This is a genomic window from Riemerella anatipestifer, from assembly GCF_009670965.2.
Lineage (GTDB): Bacteria > Bacteroidota > Bacteroidia > Flavobacteriales > Weeksellaceae > Riemerella > Riemerella anatipestifer_B.
In genome coordinates this window covers 1,643,299-1,664,677 of sequence record NZ_CP073239.1, presented here as the reverse complement: position 1 = coordinate 1,664,677, position 21,379 = coordinate 1,643,299, and the positions used below count along the sequence as shown (strand labels likewise).

The window sequence follows — 21,379 nt, the reverse complement described above, 5'->3', positions numbered from 1 at the left end:
GCGTGCGTACGCGTATTATACCACTTTTTATCTAAATTTTTATCATCAATTGTAAATAATATTCCTCTAGCTTCCGTTAGGGGTATTTTGTGTTTAGCACACTCTAAGTTTTGTTTTCATAAATATCCGCTAGAAGTCCGTCTTTTTCATAAGCTGAATGGGTTGTTTTGGTTAGGGGCTTCTAGCATACAGAGAGGATATTCTGTTCTCTCTGTCTTAGCCTTCCTCCTCGTTTTGTGTGTGTTTAGAGGGGGAAGGCGTTTTCTCATTGGTTTCAGGTTTAAAGTTCAAATATTCAAGGAATCATCGGAGCTATTGAGCTACGAACCCAGAACTTTAAACTTTGAACCCTTGAACTTTGAACAGCTAAACCTCCAACCTCTAAAATCTAATATCCAATATCTAACCTTTAATCCTTTAAACCCTTAAACATTGAACTTTAAACATTAAACTATAACATCTTATGAAAAAAACTTTGTTATGCGCGGTGTTTCTGCCTTTGGTGCTGAACGCCCAAGAAGATTACAGAAGCAGAGTGGGCATCAATACCAATACGCCCCAAGCTACTTTGGAAATTTCTAGAAAAGAATTAAATACTCTGCCCAAGGGGTATCCTCAAGGGGTGCTGTTCCCTGAATTTACAACGGAAGAAAGACTTACTTTTTCGCCTAGCACCAAAAAGGGGACTCTTATTTACAATAAGGAAAAAAACTGCATAGAGATGTACCGAGGCTTTATCAATGGGGTACACGAGTGGACTTGTACCAATACGAATGTAGGTAGTGAAGTGAGTAATCCCTTTGCCCCAGCTACAGCTACTCTAGGAGTGGTACAAGATATTAAGTGGATTATCTTTAAAAATAAAGGAAAAAACTACTTGTTACAGGGGAGTAGTTTACAAGATGTAGGAATAGCTGCTGGAGCGGAAATAATAGTAAATATTCCTTACAGCGATGCACAGCCTGCTAATGGAGCTTATACAGCTTACGAACAAACCTTAGCCCTAAAAAATGAGAGTGGTTATATGCAAGATTTTAAGTTGTCTTACCCAGCGGGTAACTTTACAGGGTCATCGGGTACTATACCTGCTAAGCTGAAAAATGTAAGTGGGGCTACTTACTACCCTGCCCTAGCTCCAGAAGATGGCATATACCGCAATGTTATTAGCAATGCGAATGCTTACACCATTAGTTTAAATGGGAGCAGTACCACCACACTCAGAGTACAAACCCTTACAGGTGTTCCTGACCGATGTTTTAAAGAAACCACATTGCAATGTGTTGGCTATGGAGAAGATGTAGAGGAGCATAATTTTGTCTATCTTCCAATCCAAGGACCCGATGGTAGAATTTGGCTAAACAATAACCTAGGTGCAGATTATGCTAAAGTAGATTCACCATGGTTTAACCCAGCTTATCAAGCGGGAGCTTTAGACCCAAATAATACCAATATTGCGGTAGTTTTAGATACGCCCTCTGCTGAACAGATTAAAAAAGATTGGAGGGCGTATGGTTCACTTTTCCAGTGGCAAAGGCAGCCTGATGGACATGAGCTTATCAATTGGACGAATTCCACAAGTGGGATTTCTAAATATGGAATTACTTCTACTTCATCTAATTCTTGGACGGATGCAGGGTCTAACAAACTTATTTCTAGTGGTTGGGTAAATAGTTCATTGGCTAGTTCAGGATCTTATAATTTATGGCAATCTTCAGGTGTAGGTAAGACTAACCCTTGTCCTTCGGGGTATCATGTACCTATATACAATGAACTTTTGACTTTACAGGATGGTATCATAGGTAGAAGAACTAATCGTGGGGAAGTATTATATACCGATGTATTTTGGAAAGAGACGGTTCTTCGCCTCTCTGTGAGTGGTGCTCGTGACAGCAATGGAGGGTTATATGAACAGAGCAAACACGGTTGGTTGTGGAGTAGTGAGTATGGCTATGGTACCAATGCTATAAATCTAATATTTAATAGTTATCAAGTCACTGTGGGAAATGTTGATAATTGGACTTCTTCTTTTGGAGTTCGTTGCATTAAGGATAACTAAGCGGACTTAGCTCAAAAAAACAAAAAGATAAAACACCTTCCTTATATATAAGATAAATAAACTTAAAGTATAACCCATAAAAATAAAAGTATTATGCCAGTAAAATTCACAGTAGTAGAAAAACCACAGCCTGGGATAGCAGGTGGTGGCATTAAAAAATGGTATGCCCAAGCTGTAAGTGCAGGTGAGCTCACCATAGACGATATGGTAAAACAAATAGAAAAATTCTCTGCTCTAAGTGAGGCGGATATCAAAGGGGTATTGGTTGCTTTAGAAAATGTAGCCCAAGAAGCCTTAGCCAATGGCTATATAGTTCGTTTAGAAAAGCTAGGTACCCTCTATCCTACCCTTAGCAGTGGCGGAGCGGCTACAGAGAAAGATTTTAATCAAAGTCTCATTAAATCGGTAGGCGTAAACTATCGCCCCGGTAAACGCATCTTAGATAGTATAACGGCGGCAGGTTTTGAAAAAGCAAAGTAACCCGCCTTATCTATACGCCTTAAAAAACTACCGCAGGTTTCTCTTGAAACTTGCGGTAGTTTTTGATGAAACCTGCGCAGGTTTTTTAGCCTACTTAACCTATCTTCGGAAAGTCCCTAGCCATAGGGGTTACAAAAGGAAGCTTCTTTTTGTCTAAAAAGAGGCTTCTTCTTTACCAATTAGAAGCCTCCTTTTAGATAAAACCAAGGCTGATTCTGTGTAGAACCAGCCTTGATTTATTATAAGCGTGGGAGTTATGTTATTACTATTGTCTGGCAGTCTTTCTCATTCTTTTAGGACCATACCAAAGCCAAAAGCCTGTAATCGTAAATATCAAAAGAGCAATCCCTATGACGGTGGTGTATATTAGTTTAAACAGACTGCCATCGGTTCCCAAATAAAAGTCGATAATAGAACCATCGTGGATTTTTTCAAGATAATCCGACCGCCTCCGTTCAATATGCAATAGCTTTCCCGTAGAACCATCAAGCTGAACGCCCAAAAAATGATGGCTGAATACAAACTTTACCATACCCTTATCCTTGCGGACATCTATCCTATCCAACTCAAGAGATAAGTCTGGCGAAATAGAATCGTGCAATATTTTACAAGCATTACGGTGCAGACTGTCCAACGGAAGCCAGTCTTTGAGTTCGGTGGAAGTACCCTTTGTAGGATTTAGACAGAATAAGCCCACCACTATGCTTTTTCCAACCCAACAGAAGCCCCGAAACGGATATAAAAAAGAAAAATATATTAGTTACTCTGAGCTAGTTTTTCGGCATATTGTTTAGAGAAAATAGCTTTATCTTCCTGTAGTTGTTCCGTTGCGGTGGGTAGATTATAGGAAAACAAAACTTCACTGTTATTATCCATAAACTGAAGTTGTTTTTCTTCGCCATCTATCATTTGGGCAAAAATATCCCACATAGAAACATCTTTTAACTTTAGTAATTCAAAAAAATCATTCGCTTTTATATGTACTATTTTCATAAACTATGTATTTTCAACTGAAATATTTTTTTTCCATTTTATATACCCTATAATTGCTAATATGGTAAATATAAAATACTGTACTGAGGTTATCCCTAAACCTTTATAGAGATACATAGGTACACTAATAAGGTCTCCCAAAATCCAAAACAGCCAGTTCTCAACTTTCCTTTTCGCCATCAGCCACATCCCTACTAAAAATATAGCCGTTGTTACAATGTCGGTACAGTTCATCCAATCTAGATGATACCAACCCAATTCAACGCCTTCCATAGAAAAATTTTGGTCTATATAGGGTTTAAAGTAATAGATAATTCCTACCAAAACCACACTCAATACAAATAGCCCCACAGATATTAACCAATCTTTTGCCGTAGCCTTAGTCGCTTGAATATAAACATTATCCACTGAATTCTGAGACCATAATATCCAACCATAAATACTCATAACGGTATAGTAGAAATTAATCATCATATCTCCTAAAAGCCCAAATTTGAACAATAGATAAACATAGATAATGGTACTTACAATGCCCGTAGGATACACCAAAATATTTTTCTTCATAGAAAAATAAACACTCAACAACCCAAAAATACTAGCTACCATTTCTAGAACGATTTGGTAAGTCGCATAGGTTTCGTAAGGTTTCAAAAAAAGCTCCTCAAAATTCATAGCCCCAAATATAGTACAAAATATTGAGCTTTATGGTCGTTTAAAAATCATCAAAAAACAGATTAAAAAAATATCAATTACTTAAAACTAAAATCAGCTAAAACGCATCTATCATTCATTATTTTTATTATAAAGATAAGCTACTTAAGCTAATTTGTTTTATATTCGCAATGTTTAATAAAATTTAACCCAATAAACTATGTCTAATATTTGGAGGAAAAAACCCATAGGTGCCTACGAAGCTGATATGAAAAAAAGTGAACTCAAACGAGTTCTTGGAAAATGGAGTCTTACCGCTATTGGAGTGGGAGCCATTATAGGTGGTGGTATTTTTGTACTTACAGGTACAGGAGCTTACTATCATGCTGGTCCTGCCCTAGCACTTTCATTTGTAATCGCTGGGATAGCGTGTATTTTTGCAGCTTTATGCTATGCTGAATTTGCCTCATTACTTCCTGTGGAAGGCTCTGCTTATGCCTACGCTTATGGTACTATTGGTGAAATTTTCGCATGGCTTATAGGCTGGGGACTTGTGCTAGAATACGCTATGGGTTCTATGACAGTGGCTGTGTCTTGGTCGGGCTACTTTAATAAATTATTAAAAATAATAGGCATAGAAATACCTTACTATCTCACTAACGATTTTGCTAGTGCCAAACAATATGCAATTAACCACGGCTTAACTGAACCATCTTTTGCTTTTAACCTCCCTGCCTTTCTTATTGTACTATTAGTAACCGCTATTTTAGTGAGAGGCACTAAAGAAGCTGCTGGAGCTAATAATATGATTGTTTTATTAAAAACTTCAGTAGTAGTTTTCATTATCATTGTTGGGGCATTGTACATCAATATGGATAACCTTACACCTTTTATTCCTGAAGAAACACTGATTAAACAAGCCGATGGACACCTCGGTAAAGCCTATGGTATTTCAGGCATTATAGCAGGAGCTTCTGCCGTATTTTTTGCTTATATTGGATTTGATGCTGTTTCTACCCAAGCAGCGGAAGCTAAAAACCCTAAAAAAGATATTCCTTTTGCTATCATCACCTCACTTTTGGTGTGTACGGCTCTTTACATACTAATGTCGTTAGTCCTTACGGGAATGATGAACTATAAAGATTTTGGTTCTGTACCTGATGCACTCACTGCACCTGTTGCCGTTGCTTTTGAAAAAGCGACAGGAATGAGTTGGGCAGTAATTCTCATCACAGTGGCTGCAACAGTAGGTCTTATCTCTGTTCTATTAGTAATGATGCTTGGTCAGTCTAGAATTTTCTTAGGCATGGCAAAAGATGGACTACTCCCAAAAATGTTTAAAGATATTCACCCTGTAAGAAAAACACCTTATAAAAACACCCTGCTAGTAGGTGCTATTGTAGCAACAGTAGCCGCTTCTACACCAATCAGTACTTTGGTACATATGTGTAGTTTTGGGACACTTTTCGCCTTTGCGATGGTTTGTTTTGCAGTTTGGTTATTGAGGGTTAAGAAACCTGAACTTAAAAGAGATTTTAAAACACCTATGCTTCCTGTGATAGCAAGTCTAGGGATTTTAACCAACATTTATCTTATTTGGAATTTAGAAACCTCTGCTATCTATATGGCGATAGGTTGGCTAATATTTGGTATTTTGGTTTACTTCCTCTACGGAAGACGCAACTCTGTACTGAATAATGGTGGTTACGATGAATATGAATAAAATTCAATTTCAATAAAAAAGAGTCTTTAAATAAAGGCTCTTTTTTTATGATTATATAATGTAGACACAAATCTTAACTTAAGGTATTGCACCAATGAGCTTTAAAAGAGTATATTTGTAGCATAATATATATATGAAAAAGGCACTAATTTTAATAGGTATATCTAGTTTTTTTATTTGTACTGTTGGGTGTACAGCTTGGGGAGATAGCCTTGGCTACCTGAATAAGAATATCAAAATAAAAAAAGTAAAAAAGGTGGTTTATTTTAATCCACTCGTCGTGCCTGAAATCCCTGAAATATATGCTCCTACCTATCATGCATTCTATAGTGCCGCAAGCGATTTTTTAAAAGACAAAAACAGTGGTAAAATTGTAAGAGTAGATTGTGCTATGTCTTACGATAATATCGATACTGAGTATATCAAAGAAATCTGCCTTAATAATAATGCTGAGGTGGCTTTAATCCCAAAAGTAAAGTATTTTAAAGTAGGTTTCGGACGCTATGTTTTTTCTAACCAAGTGCTTGTAAGTGCTAAACTTTATGACGCAGAAGGAAATTTTATCATTGAAACTTCTTATGACACTTATAAAGGAAATGCTAGATTACTGGGAAATGCTGAAAACTCCGTAAAAATAGGGACTATAGGTATGTTAAAAAAGATGAATAAAGAAATCAGACGCCACAAGCTAAATTCCGAAGAAAAATTATAAAAAGAATTACTCTCCTATTATTTATATAGTAAAAAAGGGAACTCTAAACGAGTTCCCTTTTTCTTTTGTTGAATATACAATCAACTATTATTTTCTTCTTCAAAAATAATATCATTTGATTATTAATAACTTAAATGTATAGTGGTACAAAAATGAGATAATTTTAAATTTTGTAATAAATGATAATTTAGCACAATGCCATAAAAAAGAGACCAAACATTGGTCTCTTTTTTATTCTACTTCTATTTGTCCATTCATCAACATTGGTAATAGGGTATCGCGAAGGGTTTGTAAGTGATGGATTTCATTTCTGTTTGTTTTAATTTTTTTATGAAGTATTTTGACCCTTTCAACAAATTTTTCAGCAATTCTATCATTTGGAAGTAAGATTTTGTGTTCTTTCAAAAATTTAAAATGGCGAGCATAACCATAATTTGATAAGTCTATTTTTAATAAAGAATGATATAATAAGTATTGAGGCATTTTTTTATTATTACTAAATAAGATCTGGGTACCATCAGCACCTCTTGCGAAATCAAAATCCACCAATTTTAGAATTCTCGTATGGTCTCCAAAAATGATAGCAGGAATATCAGAAGATTCAATAAGACTTTCTATTTTATTTGTATATCCACAAATAAAATCTATACTTTGATCTATAACCGGTATTTTTCCAAATAATAAATAATCTTTAGCATTAATTTTTATAGTAGGCTTGTTCTTTTTCAATATTTCTCCCACAGACTTCACCTCCCACTCCGCAGGGATTTCTCGTTTTAGGATTTCGTTATAAACCATTTTTCCACCACTGGATTTATAGGGCTTTCCATTTTCATCGGGAAAATCAAATTGCACAAACCAATAATCATAAATAGTCTTAGCTAATTGTGCTAAATTATCATTTAGTTGACTTAAAACCTCTATTTTATCGTCTAAATCCGAAAGAATTTTGGCGATTTTTTGCTGAGTAGTGAGTGGTGGAACATTGATGCTTAGATTTTTTAAAGTTCCTTCGTTAACTCTTTTTCTTCCAGAAGTTCCTTCCATACAACTAATGGCTTTTTCTCTAAAATAAGGACTTCTTGCTAAATAATATACAAATCTATAATCTGATAATTCATTGTTTCTCAACACAATAAATTCAGAAGAGCCAAAAGCGATTTCATTATCTTCTAAAATATCCACTAAAGCTGTTTTTCCATTTTCTAAGCAAGGAGTAATTTTAGCTAAGAGCGTATCTCCGTTTTTAAACTTTGGTCCCGATTTATATTCTGATAATTCAAATCCTTTTATTTTTCGCTCAAAAGTTCCTAATTTATCCATAGGAATTTTTTTGGCAATTGTGTTTTTTTGTAACTTTTCCGAAGGATTAAAATCAATAAATTCACCTATCGTAGTTTTTATCCAATCTTTCAATTTTAAATGTTTAAAAATTATATTTTAATTTTTTGTTCTAAAAAATGGAACAAAAATATTATTTATTTCAAAATTTGTTGTACCTTTGCGCCAGCTCAGTAACCATTAAGTAAGTGTTAAAGGAGTTTAGAAACCGTTTAGTTCGCTAAGCGGTTTTGGCTTTTTTATAGGCTTCATATTCCTTTTTCTTCTTATTTATGGTATGTTGTTCATTATCCTTGATATAAAATGCTGTCCAAAATAAATAAAATCCTTTTCTTTCGGCTAGTACAACTAAATATCTTTCTTTTTCATTCAATATATGAACTCTATTATCTCTTCCAACAACTTTTTCCCAAATTAAAAAATCATTATGTTCGCAATTTTCTATCACAAATTTAGGAAATTGTATGCGTTCCATTCTTCTAAAATCTGGCTTTCTATTCTTTTCATCTTCCCCCTCATGTGTAATGTGATAAAATGTCCTATGGATACCATCTACTTCTGGCTTTTTTTGAGCAAAAACTTTCATTCCATTATACAAAGGCTGTGTTAGTAGAAAGTCATTGATAAATATTTTGTATATCACATCAAAATATTTTTTGAAATTCCCTTTATATTCTTCAAATAAAATTAAATTGGGAAAAATTAATTCTGTATTCAAACTCATAAAAAATAAGGTTTTTGAGATTCCCAAATGAAAATATTAAATTTCTTTTCTTTCAACAAAGTAGATTTTATCAAAGAATATTTAGATCGCTCTTTTATTAAATCTATGAGTTCATTTTTAGCTTGACTGGTATTTAATCCTCTATTGATATAACTCACAGCACCAATAAGCAAATCAGTAAGTTGGAGAATTTCTACCTCGTGCGAACGGACTTGTTGCACGCGTTTGATTATTTTTTTTTGATAATCATATTTATCATTTCTAAGAACTCGCTCTAATTTATGTACTTTTTCTCTGCTTCGTGTATCTTTTATATCAATGTAGATGCAATGCGAGTTTTCAGGACTTAAAATAGCTTTGAGCATTCCGAAATACATTTTATAATAAAAAGTATCGTGAGTATGATTGAATTTTTCGCAGTCTAATTCATTTTTATTTGGAACAACCAATACCCGAAAGCTCAAATCATCATCATCAAAAAAATAATTGATAACATCTTTGTAATAGTCTAATTTAGAGTGAGAAACTTTATTCCATTTCAGTTCATAATACGAACGATTTTCCTTTTCATTTTTTTTGTTTTTGGGAATAAGCTTATGTTTTTTCTTAAAACTTAAAAGTCTTTTAAAAATTTCTTCTTTTTTTTCAGCAGGACAAGAAACCGCTCCCAAAACCATTACTTTTTGTTTATCATTTTGTAAATGACAACTTTCATCACAGTATATATTTATAATATTCATCCTTATCTTTATTAATTAAATAAATTCATATAATCTTCAAAAACATAGAGTTTCCCACGAGAAGCTCCTGTAATTTCTCTAATAATGCCTAATTTTTCTAATTCTGCTATTAGATTATAAGCTGTTCGTAGGGTTTTTCCTGTGATTTCTGCCACTTTTTGGGCGTCTATGATTGGGTTGAGATATAAATATTCTATCACTTTGCTAGCATCCTTACTTTTCGTGCCCAATTCCTTTATTTTGAACTCAATGTTTTTTTGAAGTTGTAAAATTCCGTCAAAAGTTTCCACTCCTTTTTGAGAAGTTTCAATCACACCTGTCAAGAAAAATTTAAGCCATTGCCCCAAATCATTATGCGTTCTTACACGCATTAGATTGTCATAATATAGTGTTCGGTGTTTTTCAAAAAAGTCTGAAAGGTAGAGAATAGGCTGTTTTAGAATACCTTTATCTACCAAATATAGGGTAATAAGAAGTCTGCCCACACGCCCGTTTCCGTCCAAGAAAGGATGTATGGTTTCAAATTGATAATGAATAAGAGCAATTTTTATCAAATCAGGCAATGGATTGAGTTCATCATTGGCAAATTTTTCCAAATCCGACATCAATTCATTCAAACTTGTATGCACAGGCGGAATAAAAACTGCATCAGAAATGGACGCTCCTCCAATCCAGTTTTGGCTTGTGCGGTACTCTCCAGGGTGTTTATGTTCGCCACGCACACCTTGTAGAAGAATTTTATGCGTTTGTTTAATCAACCGTGATGAAAATGGAAGCGTATGCAAAAGTTTCACCGCCTCATTCATTGCCGAAATGTAATTTTGAACCTCTTCCCAATCATTTCGTTTTTCAAGGTTAATCTCTTCTTTTTTCAAAAAAGCCTCTTCCATATTGGTTTGTGTACCTTCTATTTTGGAAGATTGCGTGGCTTCTTTGGCAATGTGCATTTTGATAAATAATTCAATATTTACATAATGCGAATACATATCCAGCCTTCCCAAATGTCTATCAGCTTTACTAAGAAGTTGTAAAATACTCATATCCAGAATATTCCAGTCTCTATGGATAAATTCTGGTTGAAAACTTTTATAATAACCTTGGTTGATATATTGCCCTGAATTGAAATTTTCCATTGCGTGAAAATATTTTGAGCAAAATTACAACAAAAAAATCGTTATTGAAAATTTTTATGTTTTTTTTCAATATGAAAAATATTATTGAAAATTAATTCTATAAAATTACAATAATGAAGATGGTTTTGAAAAAAATAACTAACTAATAAATTTGCGATGAGCCATTTTTACATTGATTTGATTCACCATTGCGTAGTGCATTGTGGTATCTATCTTGGTATGTCCCAGTAATTTCTGTACTTGTTCTATTGGCATTCCTTTATCAATAGCCATTGTAGCGAGAGTTCTCCTAAATTTATGCGGATGCACTTTATTAATGTTACATTTTTTTCCCAATTTTCGCAAAATAGTTTCTATACTATTGATAGTAAGTCTTTTATTAGGTTTTGAATGAGATACAAAAAGAGCCTCATTGTTATCTTTCCGTTGGTTGATATATTCCAAAAGATGAATTTTTGTTCGGGCATCAAAATATACCTCTCGTTGTTTGTTTCCTTTTCCTGTAACAATGCACGAACGCTCTTGAAAATCAATATCTTTTATATTAATTTTTACCAATTCTCCCACACGCATTCCTGTGGAAGAAAGAATTTCAATAATAGATAAATCTCTGATATTTTGAGAGTTGTCTCTTAATTTTTCAATCTCTTCATCGGTTAAAATTTCCTTAATAGTTTTGGCTGTTTTTACTTTGTGGATTCTCCTAACGGGGGATTTTAAGATATAATCTTCATCTTCTAACCACGAAAAAAAGCTGGAAAAAATTCGTCTAATATTATCAATAGTCACTTTGCTACTGTTGTTTTTGTTTTGGTAATCAGACAGATACAATCTCAAATCATTGGTAGAAATATCACTAATATTTTTATTTAATTTATTGAGAAGTGCCTCAATGGTGGAGAAATAGTATTTCAGAGATTTTTCAGAACAACCTTCTATTTTCTTTGCAGAAAGAAAAGAATGAAGTAAATTAATGGGAGTTTCGTTTAATGCTTTTTCTGTTAAATCGCTGATATTGAGAGATTCAATATTTTGTCTTAGCACAAATTCTAATAACTCCATTTGTTGGAAATTCAAACTATCACTCATCTGACTAAGGATTTTTTGTTTAAAAAGCTCTTTCATTTTTAGATAAAATTAAAATCCGCAAAAGAACGATTTTTTTTAGCTAAATGATAATTTAGCACAATTAGCTAAGACTATCTATGATTATTGGTTTGTACAATTTGATTTTCCCGATGAAAACGGAAAACCTTATAAATCTAGTGGTGGAAAAATGGTTTATAATGAAATCCTAAAACGAGAAATTCCAGAGGAGTGGGAGATGAAAAGTCTTTATGAAATTGCAAACATTACTATGGGACAGTCACCTGAAGGTTCTTCATATAATGAAAATAAAAAAGGAATTATATTTTTCCAAGGCTCTACGGATTTTGGTTGGAGATTTCCCTTAAATAGAGTTTATACAACAAAACCAACAAGATTTGCAGAAGAAAATGATATTTTATTAAGTGTGAGAGCTCCTGTTGGCACCATAAATTTGGCAATAGAACGATGCTGTATTGGTAGAGGATTATGTGCGATCAATTCGAAAGATGGATTTAATTCATTTTTGATTTATCAAATAGAATATTTTAAGTACAAATTTGACTATTTGAATTTCATAGGTACAACATTTGGTTCTTTAACAAAAGATGATTTATATAATTTAAAATTATCTTATCCTGCAAAAGAAATTTTGAAAAATTTTGAAAAAATTGTAAATAATTGGGATAAACAAGTAAAATTAAATACTAAACAAATCCACCACCTACAATCCCTCCGCGACACTCTTCTACCAATGCTTATGAATGGACAAATAGAAATAGAATAAAAAAGAGACCAAAATTTTGGTCTCTTTTTTATGGCATTGTGCTAAATTATCATTTAGCTGATGGAGAAGTTGGATTTTTTTATCTATTGATGACAGAGTCATCACAATTTTCTCCTGTATTGCATAATCTCTATTGGGAACTTTAATGTTTTCAAATGCTGAATTGTATAATAAATTTTTTATCCCACTCGTTTTACTCTCAAAATTGAAAAATATATCTGATTTGTAAATATTTTGAAGTAAATAGAATACATATTTCGCTGAAAATTCCTTCTTGATTTGTAGAGCTCTACAAAAATTAGAACAAATTATATCTTTATCTACATTTTCTAAAAAAGCTACTCTCCCAGTTGATTGAGTGGGACTTCCTCCCGAAATTTCAATAATTATATTTTCTTCTTTCAGAAATTTATCTTTACTTTTTTCTTGTACAAATCTGATAGGAAACTCTTTGTAATTTCCCATATTCAGACTATTTATATCAGCTCCTCTCACACAAAAAACTTTGAGTTTATGTTTTTTATCTTCTTCTTCCTTTCCCCAATCCCCAGAAATATCTGTTTCTATAAAAGTATTTATATTTATATAATCACTCATTCCCAATTACCCTTTAAATTTTAACTTTTTAAAATTTTCTAAAATTTCTTTATCCAATTGATTGCTTTGTTCAAAGAGATTTTTTAGTGTAGTTTCAAACTCATTCATCTTCTGGGCAAATTCTTCAGCAGAAATTTCCACATATTCTATCTTAATTTCAAAATATTGCCCTGCCGAAAAGCTATAATTTTTCGCTTTTATTTCTTCGGCGGTTACCACTACCGATAGCTCTTCCACCGCTTTTTTCTCATTGAAAACATCGGTTATTTTTTGCTCTTCTTCTGTCGTTAGTACCGTGCGTTGGTTTTTTCCCTCCTTAATGGTTTCCCCTAATTTAGAAGCGTCCATTAACACAATATGCTCATTATCTGCATTTTTATCTAAAATCAATACCGAAACATTAGTTCCTGTACTGGCAAAAATATTACTCGGCATACTCACTACTCCGCGAAGCCAGCCATTATCTATCAATCTCTGGCGAATTTTCTTTTCAATACCACTTTGTGCCGTAATAAAGCCCGTAGGTACTACTATTGCTGCCTTACCTTTCTCACTGAGCGAATACATAATATGCTGAATAAAAAGCAAATAAATAGCCATTTTATCCTTGTCTTTTTTAGGAATATTCGGAATTCCTGCAAAAAATCGTCCGCGGTTGCTATCTTTGTCTAAATTATCTCTATAATCAGAAAAATCTAACTTAAATGGCGGATTGGAAACAATATAATCGAACTTTGTATTCAGATACGAAGGCTCTAAAATGGTATTCCCTTTTACAATATTAGGAATGGAATGCGATAAATTATTGAGTATCAAATTTAGCCTAAGCATATTGCTGGATTTTTGCGAAATATCTTCGGAATAAATCGTGCAATTTTTCTCTCCAATGGCGTGAGCAATATTCATCAACAAAGTCCCCGACCCTGCCGATGGGTCGTAGATTTTAACATCTTTAACATCTTCTTCTTTTCCTACCAAGATAGACGCCATAATCCGAGCCACCGCGTGGGGTGTATAGTATTCGGCATATTTTCCGCCAGAATCCGAGTTGTAGTCTTTGATTAAATATTCAAAAATGGTTGCAAAAAAATCGTATTTTTCCGAAAACATTTTTTCAAAACTGAAATTCACCAACTTATTCACCAATGCTTTACAGAAATTATCGCGTTGCGAAGGGTCGGTAATGAATTTACTCAGTTCATCAAACATTGTATCCTTTGCCCCAGAAGTAGATTTGATAGAATATAAATTGATATTTTCTTGGCTAATGTTTCTCAACGTTCCATCAAAATAAATTTCCGAAAAATTGGGCTGATTAGAATTATTAAACAAATGCGAGAGTAGTTGTTCGGGCTTTAAATGCGGGGCTTTATTCCCCAAACGAGCCAACAGAAATTGCCTTTTTACTTCGGGCATTTCCTCGTAAGCCTTCTGAAAATTTTCCGCAGAAGCCAATTCTGGGCTCATTTGCTTTACTTCATAGGAAAATTTATCGTTCATATATTTGTACAAAAACACCTGAGAAATGATTTTGAATTCATTTCCATCGTTGCCCAGACCATAGTTAGCACATACGCTTTTTAGGTCGTCAATAAGTTTTTTAGTTTCGGTAATGTATTTTATATCCGTCATTTTTTAGTTTTTTATGAAGCATTCATTTGCTTTTAATTTCAATTTATAAAAAATTATCTCCAAGATTTCCAACTGTTTTGGTATTCTGCAGAAATCAAATTTCCAATATTTTGTATGCCCAAAAATGCGTTTTCATCTTCTTCTTTGATGATTTTATGTTTATCCATAAAATTAACAATAATTTGATTAATAAGCTCTTGCGTAAAATATTCTGTATTGCTCAAAATATGACTACTTCTTAAAACCATTTCATCCAACATTTCTTTGGTTGCCAAAAGTGCCTCGTGAATTTGGCTTTCTTTTTCGTTTTTTAATTGATTGCTTTTTAATTCCTTATGGATACGCACATAGCGTTCATCATTTTTATATTTTTCTTTTAAAAGTGCATTTTTTCGGTTAATTTCCTTAACTTTATTGTAGATTTTATCCAAAATCACAATATGTTCTTGCATTCCTTCTTGGGTGGTTTCTTGTAAGTTTTTATTTCTGAAAATCCGCTCCAATTCCTCCCGAAGTGAAATAAATTCTGGGTCTTTTGGGTCAAAATTTCGTTGCATTTCCTCACGCGTCCTGCGGAGTTTTTCTTGTAATTCATCGGCTATTTTTAACTCCTCTTCCGAGACTTTCACAAACTGAAAATACACATCTTCCAATGCTACATTCAGAAGATTTTCAATGGTTTGTCCCTGCTCAGCACTTTCGGCAAATTTCAAGATTTCCATTCGTGCCGAGACAATTTTTAACAAATCAAACCAAAGAGCAAAATCTGCATTTTTAAGCAAATCTTCCTCGCCTTGCAAACGGATAATATTCCGAAGTTCTTTGGCATTGATAAGTTGTTTTAAAAGCGATGCTAATTGTTCTTTATCCGTAATTTCACTAATTTGAGAATTGAAAATCTCTTTATTTTGTGTATTATAATGAAACAAAATTTCCTTTACTTCGGCAATTTCTCGCTCTATTTCTTCTCTGGTTTTGAAAAGATTAGAGTAATGTTCCATTTCATCGCCCAATTCGGATTTCAATTCTTCCAAATAATTATAATTTGCCTTTTCAAATTGCTTGGAAATATCGGCAAAATCTACTACAAAACCGTATTGATAATTTTTGTATGGGCGATTTACTCGCGTAAGTGTTTGCAATAAATTATGGTCTTTCACCACCCGAGCCAAATATAATTTTTTCAATCGCTTGGCATCAAAACCTGTCAAAAGCATATTATACACGAAAAGTATATCAATTTTCCCATTTTTGAAATCCTTAATCTCACCCTCTCGTGTGATTTTATCATTCACATCGTGAAGAATAACCGATGCTTTCTGTGGAGCATAGGGATTCATCACTTCACTTTTAGAATATTTTTCTGTAAATTGATGATATAATTCTTTGGCTTGGTCAGAACTATCACAAACCACCATCGCCCCAAGGGAACTATCAGCGTTTCGCTCCCGAAATTCGGTTAAATCCTTCACAATATAATCCAACATTGGCGAAACAAATTTCTGATGAGAGAAAATAGTGCTTTTGTCTATTTCACCCATTTTCACCGAAATCTGCTCCATTACCTCTTGCATTTTTATTTTGTATTCGGTATCAATTTCTTCACGGATAAGGCGAAGCGTATAGCCATCAGCAATGGATTTATTGTAATAATATTTGTGAATATAATCACCAAAAAGAGTTTTGGAATCGTATAATTTAGCGGTTTCTTTCAACAAAGGTGTACCTGTTAAAGCAATTTTTATGGCTTTTTCGTCCGATTTTAGAAGATTAAGAAAATAATCTCCTTTCGGATTGAAACTTCTGTGGGCTTCATCAATGAAATAAACTCGTTGGATATTCACATCGTAATCTAATTTTTCCGAAGCCACGCTTTCTTCACTGAATTTCTGGATATTCACCACCGAAATTTCTGCTCCCCCAGCACTTCCCATTACCACGCTGGTAGATTTCATATTTTCTACAAAATCACGGCGAGAGTTAATTCTTTTGACTTCCAAACCGCGTTTTGCAAATTCCGACTGAGCTTGATTGGCTAAATCCAGCCTATCCACCACAAAATAAAACTTAGGAATAATGCCTTTTTTCTGGAAATAATCGGTCAAAAACTTTACATTATAATACGCCAATGCCGTTTTCCCAGAACCTTGCGTATGCCAAATAATCCCCTTATGAATACCTTCATTTAGTTTCTTTTCAATCGCCAAGGTAGCAAACACTTGTGGATAACGCATAATGTGCTTTTGCCACTCCTGCTGGGCAGTTTCTTTGTTTTCTTCTCTCACATAGGCGATGCTGTATTTTAGCATAAAAGCCAATCGTTCCCTACTAAACAAAGAGGTAAGCAACCGATGCGTAGGGGTATTGTGGTCTTTATTTTCCTTAAATTCAGGAGAATGTTTTATTTGCGGAATGTTATTATCCTTCAAAATAAAATCTTCAAATTCTGAATTTTCAGGTTTTAAAATATGGGTTAAATTGAAAATTTCTTCTTCTCGGAAATAATTAAAATGGATATTCCCATACGCCGAAGTTGCATAAAAGGCTCCCATAATAGGTGCTGTGGTGCCATCTTCGTATTCCATATTATTGGAAAAAACCATCAATTGGGTAATATTCGCAAAAGTTTTGAAATGCTTGGCTCCAAAACGGCGGTTCATTCGGTTTCTTTCCGCGATAATACCTTCACGATTATTGGGTTTCTTTACCTCTACAAACACCAACGGAAGTCCGTTGATAAAAATCGTAATATCAGGACGAAATTCCTCCTCACCACTTTTATAAGCCAATTCCGTAGTAATGTGAAAAGAATTGTTATTAAAATTTTCAAAATCGATGAGCTTTACGCTACTTGAAGAAGTCAAACGCTGATAAAAATCTCTCCCCAAATCATCAAATTCTAATGACACCGCAATATCTTCCAACAACCTACCCACTTCATCATCACTCATATTGATATTGATTTTCTGGATACTATCCTTGAAAATATCAGGGAAAATATTGTTTCTCTCATTACGAAGTGAATGCTGATTTCGAGGAATATATTCAAACCCTAATCTTGCTAAATGTAGAATAGCAGGAATTTTTACGCGTGAGTCTTCTGTGAAATTCATCAGTTATCTATAAAAATTAAAAACAAAGCAAATATAATGAATTTTACCTTGTTTCATAGCCCTCTTTAAAGCGTAGAAACTTATCTGCATCGTTTGGATATTTCTCAATCCATTTATTAACCAAATCTGTATTATATTGCAATTTTTCATAAGATTTCACATCATAAATTCCTTTACCTTTATTCTCAAATTCTTTTAGTAATTCCTTCCTGATTTCTTCCTTAGTTTTAATACTTTCAGCATACCATTTTTGAGTAAAATATCCGCTAGCTCCCAGCAATATTATAGATAAAATCAAACTCCCCATTCCTCCCAAAATAGAATATTTGAAAACACTAGATTTTCCATTTACTTTTGATATAGTGTTATTCAGCAATATCAGGTCTTTTTCTAACTTTTCAGGAATATGAACCTCAATACTTTTGGGAATAGAATGAATAAATCGCTCCCGTGCTTTGAGTTCTTCTTTTGATGCTTTAAATTCAAAGGTTTTTGGAGTATTTTCTAGTATATGGCTCGTTCTCACAAGAACTTTCTTGGAGTTTTCCAAAGTATAAGAAGCTCCTCTTAATGTGCTTTCAGCCTCCCCTAATAAATTCAATAAATCTTCAAAAGCCATTAATATCCGCGAGTTATTATCAATATTTTCTTCATTGGTTTCTATCACTTTTTTCAGCAATTCCAAGCCGTCATCTATTTCTTTATTTTCCATTTTTATTAAAATTTTCTTCTATTGGGTTTATGTAATTCTTCTTTGATTTCTAATTCTTTATCTCTCCTAATTTTCTTAGCGTTATTTTGCTCTAAAATCTCTTTTATATTACTGATTTTCAAATTATTGGTAATCTCCGAAAGTTTGTATCCTGCTAAATATTCTCGCTTCGTTTCCGTATTGATGTCCGAATGTCTTACAATCCGCATTCCCGAAACGCCTACTTTTACATTTTCTGACAAAGTGATTTTATAACCTCTTCTATCCATTTTCTCAATCAATTCATCAAAATCAGTAGCTATTTTTAGGGAATTTTGCAAATTTTCAAGCATTTGCTCTTTCTTTTCTTTGCTGATTTCTACATCTGTTTTCAGATTCATTTCTGTGCAAATTTCTCTTACAGCTTTTCCAAAATTCTCGCCAATTTTATGGGATTTTATAGTGTTGATACCGTGCGTATTCACTCTATTTACCACAAAATGAATATGCTTATGCTTGGTAGAATTATGAATATCTAACCGAATTTGATTATCCTTTGTAACTCCTACTTTTTGTAAGGCTTTTAAGGTTAATTTTACCAAAACTTCATCAGAAACTTCATTTTCTTTGCTTCTTTCAGGCGAAATATATCCTGTTAAAGCCCAATTCTTTACATTTTTGTTTCGGTTTGCAATGGCTTTCATTTCTTTATATTGATTTTCAGCTGTATTTGATAATAAATTATTAGAATATACCATCTCAGCTGTACCTTTATCGTTTCCGTTATATTCCAAAGCGATTTTGGAAATTCTTCTTGTAGTGGCAGAATTATTCATCTCTGATTTTATTTTGATATAGATAGTTGTAAATCAAATTGGTAGTATTTATAATTTCCTGTAAAATCTCATTTTTATTTTCCAAATTTGAAAATTCACGATTTCGCAATAAATTGCTTATTCTATTAAAATGAGTTCCGTAAGAAAGAAGTACTTCATCTGTCTTATATTCATTGATTTTCAGTTCTTTTTCAGTTAAAATCAATCGCACATATTTGGAGATTTTAAGGTTTAGTTTTTCGGCTTTTTCTTTGATGATTTGAAACTCTTTTTCGGTCAATTTTGCTGAGATAGTCTTAGAAAAAACCGCTGATTTTTTCTTGGCTAAACCTCCTTTTCTCCCAATCGTTCTAAAATGATTTTTCCTCTTTTCTTCTGCATTTTTTTGCTCTTGTTCTTCTTGAATTTTCGTGATAAATTGGGTTAAAAAGTTTTGTTTCATTTTTCATATTTTTAGCGGTTAGCAAATGTTTTTGACGATAGGAAAAAACCAAAAAGTTCCATTTTTACATTAAGCCCACGCTTTTTGTAAACAATGGGTACTTTTTGCACTAACTCCGTGGCAAAGGATTGTGTTTTATCTTTTGAAAAGAAAAAATTAACGCCAACAATTAAAAGCAGAACATTTTATCAGTATTTCCGTATGATAAAATCCTTATTTTTCGTTGAATTGTTGAGTTTTTATTACAATATTTTGATTGATAAGGATTTAATACCTCAACATATTTTCAACAATTCAACAAAGTTGATTTTTTCCATTTAACGAATACTCAACAAAATAATAGGTCTTAAAATTTGTTGAGACTTTTGTTGATTTTGTATTGAATTGATTTTTAAAACATTAAAACTTAATTCAACAAATCAACATATTTTTCAAGAATAAAATTTTTGGAAATTTTGAAGTATCTTCCCACCGCATTGTTTTCGTAGAAATTTCCTGAATAATCAATGTCATAGCGAATGTAAGTCAATCCACTTTTCTGCGGTTCTAACTTCCATTTGTCTTTCAAAATCGTTCGTACATCATTACGAGAAAAATTCAGTTGCCGAAACATTCTATTGAGCATATTGAGAACATCTTGTGGCACAACGCTAATTTCTTGAACTTCATTACTCTCAAAAAATTCATAAAGGAGTTCCACCATCCTGGCTTCTAATTTATTCCCATTTTTGAACACTAATTTTTGCAGAGCTTTGGTTTTGATTTCATCAGGCGAAAACCACATTCTGCTTTTCTTTTCAGAATGGAATTTCCGATGAATTAAAAAACTTAAAAATTGTGGAATTTCCGAAATTAAATTTTGTAAAAATTCTGTATTTTCGGAGTTTATTGGATTGATTTTAAGAATCCAGAATCGGATTTCATTTTCATCAATTTGAATAAAATTGTCTTCGTTGTTGGAACAAAGAATGAATTTCCCGAAAAAATCAATTTCTTCTCGGTCTTTGCCCTTGTTTTCTAATTTATCTTTATTGGTAGTGGAAAGATATTTCAGCCGTTCGGTAATTTCTTTTCGGTCAAAAAAGACTTCATCAATCGCAATCAAAAGCATTGAAGCCCAATCGGAATTAAACTGACTACCAAAAGCATCGCCCTTGATGTAGGTCATATTCAATCCAAAAATTTCTTTGAGCCATTTAAGAAAAGTAGTTTTTCCAGTGGCTCTTTCTTTGCTGACCAAACATAAAATAGGCAGAATTTGAGTAGGATTTTCCAATAGGATTTTCAGATAATCCAGTCCTAAATCCACTTGACTGCCGAAAATATGTTGCAGAAAAGAAATAGAAAACGGAATTTCATCAACTGAAACTCTGGAAACACTCGGCTGATGCGGAATTTCATTGTAAATATTATAGAAATTTTCAATCGTTTTTTGATATTTCAAATGATTGGGAATACAACAAAAGCCGTCGTATTTCGGAATATCGTAAATGATTTTCTTGCTGTGGTCTTGAACAATAGTTTCCCTTGACCACTTCACCAGTGAAGTGATTTTATCACCAGAGATTTGAGGGCGTTCTATGATTTTATAGTAAGTCGTGCCCACACGAAGATAAGGCAAAAGTAATTTTTCCATTTTGAT

Annotated in this window: 19 protein-coding genes and 1 pseudogene; 5 read left to right on the top strand and 15 right to left on the bottom strand. The window is 33.1% G+C overall.

What is annotated here, in order from left to right; translation table 11 throughout:
• Positions 1-463: 463 nt before the first annotated feature.
• Both D1J36_RS07655 and D1J36_RS07650 read left to right on the top strand, forming a co-directional pair.
• Complete coding sequence (locus D1J36_RS07655; protein WP_154137987.1) at positions 464-2,056, top strand: FISUMP domain-containing protein; 1,593 nt, start codon at positions 464-466, stop codon at positions 2,054-2,056.
• A gap of 93 nt (positions 2,057-2,149) precedes the next feature.
• Positions 2,150-2,536: an HU family DNA-binding protein gene (locus tag D1J36_RS07650; protein WP_154137986.1), complete on the top strand. Its 387-nt coding sequence runs from the start codon at positions 2,150-2,152 to the stop codon at positions 2,534-2,536.
• Between the two features lie 265 nt (positions 2,537-2,801).
• Here D1J36_RS07650 and D1J36_RS07645 read toward each other — a convergent pair.
• From D1J36_RS07645 to pnuC, 3 genes and pseudogenes are all read right to left on the bottom strand, one after another.
• Positions 2,802-3,291 (bottom strand): annotated as a pseudogene (locus D1J36_RS07645) (PepSY domain-containing protein).
• A 1-nt stretch (position 3,292) separates the two neighbouring features.
• The gene (locus D1J36_RS07640) at positions 3,293-3,529 is read right to left on the bottom strand and encodes a hypothetical protein (RefSeq protein WP_154137985.1); all 237 of its coding nucleotides are present in this window, start codon (positions 3,527-3,529) and stop codon (positions 3,293-3,295) included.
• Between the two features lie 3 nt (positions 3,530-3,532).
• Complete coding sequence (pnuC, locus tag D1J36_RS07635; protein WP_154137984.1) at positions 3,533-4,201, bottom strand: nicotinamide riboside transporter PnuC; 669 nt, start codon at positions 4,199-4,201, stop codon at positions 3,533-3,535.
• 199 nt (positions 4,202-4,400) lie between these two features.
• Between pnuC and D1J36_RS07630 the strand changes: the two genes are divergently transcribed.
• Complete coding sequence (locus D1J36_RS07630; RefSeq protein WP_154137983.1) at positions 4,401-5,903, top strand: APC family permease; 1,503 nt, start codon at positions 4,401-4,403, stop codon at positions 5,901-5,903.
• Between the two features lie 133 nt (positions 5,904-6,036).
• Positions 6,037-6,615 carry a pyruvate decarboxylase gene (locus tag D1J36_RS07625; protein WP_154137982.1) on the top strand — a complete coding sequence of 193 codons (579 nt, stop codon included), beginning with the start codon at positions 6,037-6,039 and terminating at the stop codon, positions 6,613-6,615.
• Between the two features lie 231 nt (positions 6,616-6,846).
• Here the strand turns inward: D1J36_RS07625 and D1J36_RS07620 are convergent, their stop codons facing one another.
• The 5 genes from D1J36_RS07620 to xerA all read right to left on the bottom strand — a co-directional run bounded on the left by D1J36_RS07620 (position 6,847) and on the right by xerA (position 11,678).
• Positions 6,847-8,031: a restriction endonuclease subunit S gene (locus D1J36_RS07620; protein ID WP_252339369.1), complete on the bottom strand. Its 1,185-nt coding sequence runs from the start codon at positions 8,029-8,031 to the stop codon at positions 6,847-6,849.
• A 145-nt stretch (positions 8,032-8,176) separates the two neighbouring features.
• On the bottom strand, positions 8,177-8,680 hold the full coding sequence (locus D1J36_RS07615) for a hypothetical protein (RefSeq protein WP_154137980.1): 504 nt from the start codon (positions 8,678-8,680) through the stop codon (positions 8,177-8,179).
• Positions 8,677-9,420, bottom strand: coding sequence for a DUF3800 domain-containing protein (locus D1J36_RS07610; protein ID WP_154137979.1), 744 nt, complete (start codon positions 9,418-9,420; stop codon positions 8,677-8,679). The genes D1J36_RS07615 and D1J36_RS07610 overlap by 4 nt, the downstream gene beginning before the upstream one ends.
• 11 nt (positions 9,421-9,431) lie before the next feature.
• Positions 9,432-10,553 carry a Fic family protein gene (locus D1J36_RS07605; protein ID WP_154137978.1) on the bottom strand — a complete coding sequence of 374 codons (1,122 nt, stop codon included), beginning with the start codon at positions 10,551-10,553 and terminating at the stop codon, positions 9,432-9,434.
• Positions 10,554-10,691: 138 nt separating this feature from the next.
• A complete protein-coding gene (gene xerA / locus D1J36_RS07600; RefSeq protein WP_154137977.1) occupies positions 10,692-11,678 on the bottom strand; it encodes a site-specific tyrosine recombinase/integron integrase in 987 nt (328 codons plus the stop codon).
• Between the two features lie 151 nt (positions 11,679-11,829).
• Between xerA and D1J36_RS07595 the strand changes: the two genes are divergently transcribed.
• Positions 11,830-12,426: a restriction endonuclease subunit S gene (locus D1J36_RS07595; protein ID WP_154137981.1), complete on the top strand. Its 597-nt coding sequence runs from the start codon at positions 11,830-11,832 to the stop codon at positions 12,424-12,426.
• Here D1J36_RS07595 and D1J36_RS07590 read toward each other — a convergent pair.
• The 7 genes from D1J36_RS07590 to D1J36_RS07560 all read right to left on the bottom strand — a co-directional run bounded on the left by D1J36_RS07590 (position 12,388) and on the right by D1J36_RS07560 (position 21,373).
• A complete protein-coding gene (locus D1J36_RS07590) occupies positions 12,388-13,023 on the bottom strand; it encodes a restriction endonuclease subunit S (RefSeq protein ID WP_252339368.1) in 636 nt (211 codons plus the stop codon). The two genes, D1J36_RS07595 and D1J36_RS07590, sit on opposite strands and share 39 nt — an antisense overlap.
• Before the next feature lie 6 nt (positions 13,024-13,029).
• Positions 13,030-14,655: an HsdM family class I SAM-dependent methyltransferase gene (locus D1J36_RS07585; protein ID WP_154137975.1), complete on the bottom strand. Its 1,626-nt coding sequence runs from the start codon at positions 14,653-14,655 to the stop codon at positions 13,030-13,032.
• 53 nt (positions 14,656-14,708) lie between these two features.
• Complete coding sequence (locus tag D1J36_RS07580) at positions 14,709-17,768, bottom strand: type I restriction endonuclease subunit R (RefSeq protein ID WP_154137974.1); 3,060 nt, start codon at positions 17,766-17,768, stop codon at positions 14,709-14,711.
• Between the two features lie 43 nt (positions 17,769-17,811).
• Entirely contained in the window at positions 17,812-18,480 is a 669-nt protein-coding gene (locus tag D1J36_RS07575; RefSeq protein WP_154137973.1) for a hypothetical protein, read from the bottom strand.
• A 5-nt stretch (positions 18,481-18,485) separates the two neighbouring features.
• Entirely contained in the window at positions 18,486-19,295 is an 810-nt protein-coding gene (locus D1J36_RS07570) for a relaxase/mobilization nuclease domain-containing protein (protein ID WP_154137972.1), read from the bottom strand.
• Positions 19,288-19,737, bottom strand: a complete 450-nt coding sequence (locus D1J36_RS07565; RefSeq protein ID WP_092736831.1) for a plasmid mobilization protein — start codon at positions 19,735-19,737, stop codon at positions 19,288-19,290. Before D1J36_RS07565 ends, D1J36_RS07570 begins: the two co-directional genes overlap by 8 nt.
• 406 nt (positions 19,738-20,143) lie before the next feature.
• On the bottom strand, positions 20,144-21,373 hold the full coding sequence (locus D1J36_RS07560; RefSeq protein ID WP_154137971.1) for a primase-helicase family protein: 1,230 nt from the start codon (positions 21,371-21,373) through the stop codon (positions 20,144-20,146).
• Positions 21,374-21,379 lie beyond the last annotated feature (6 nt).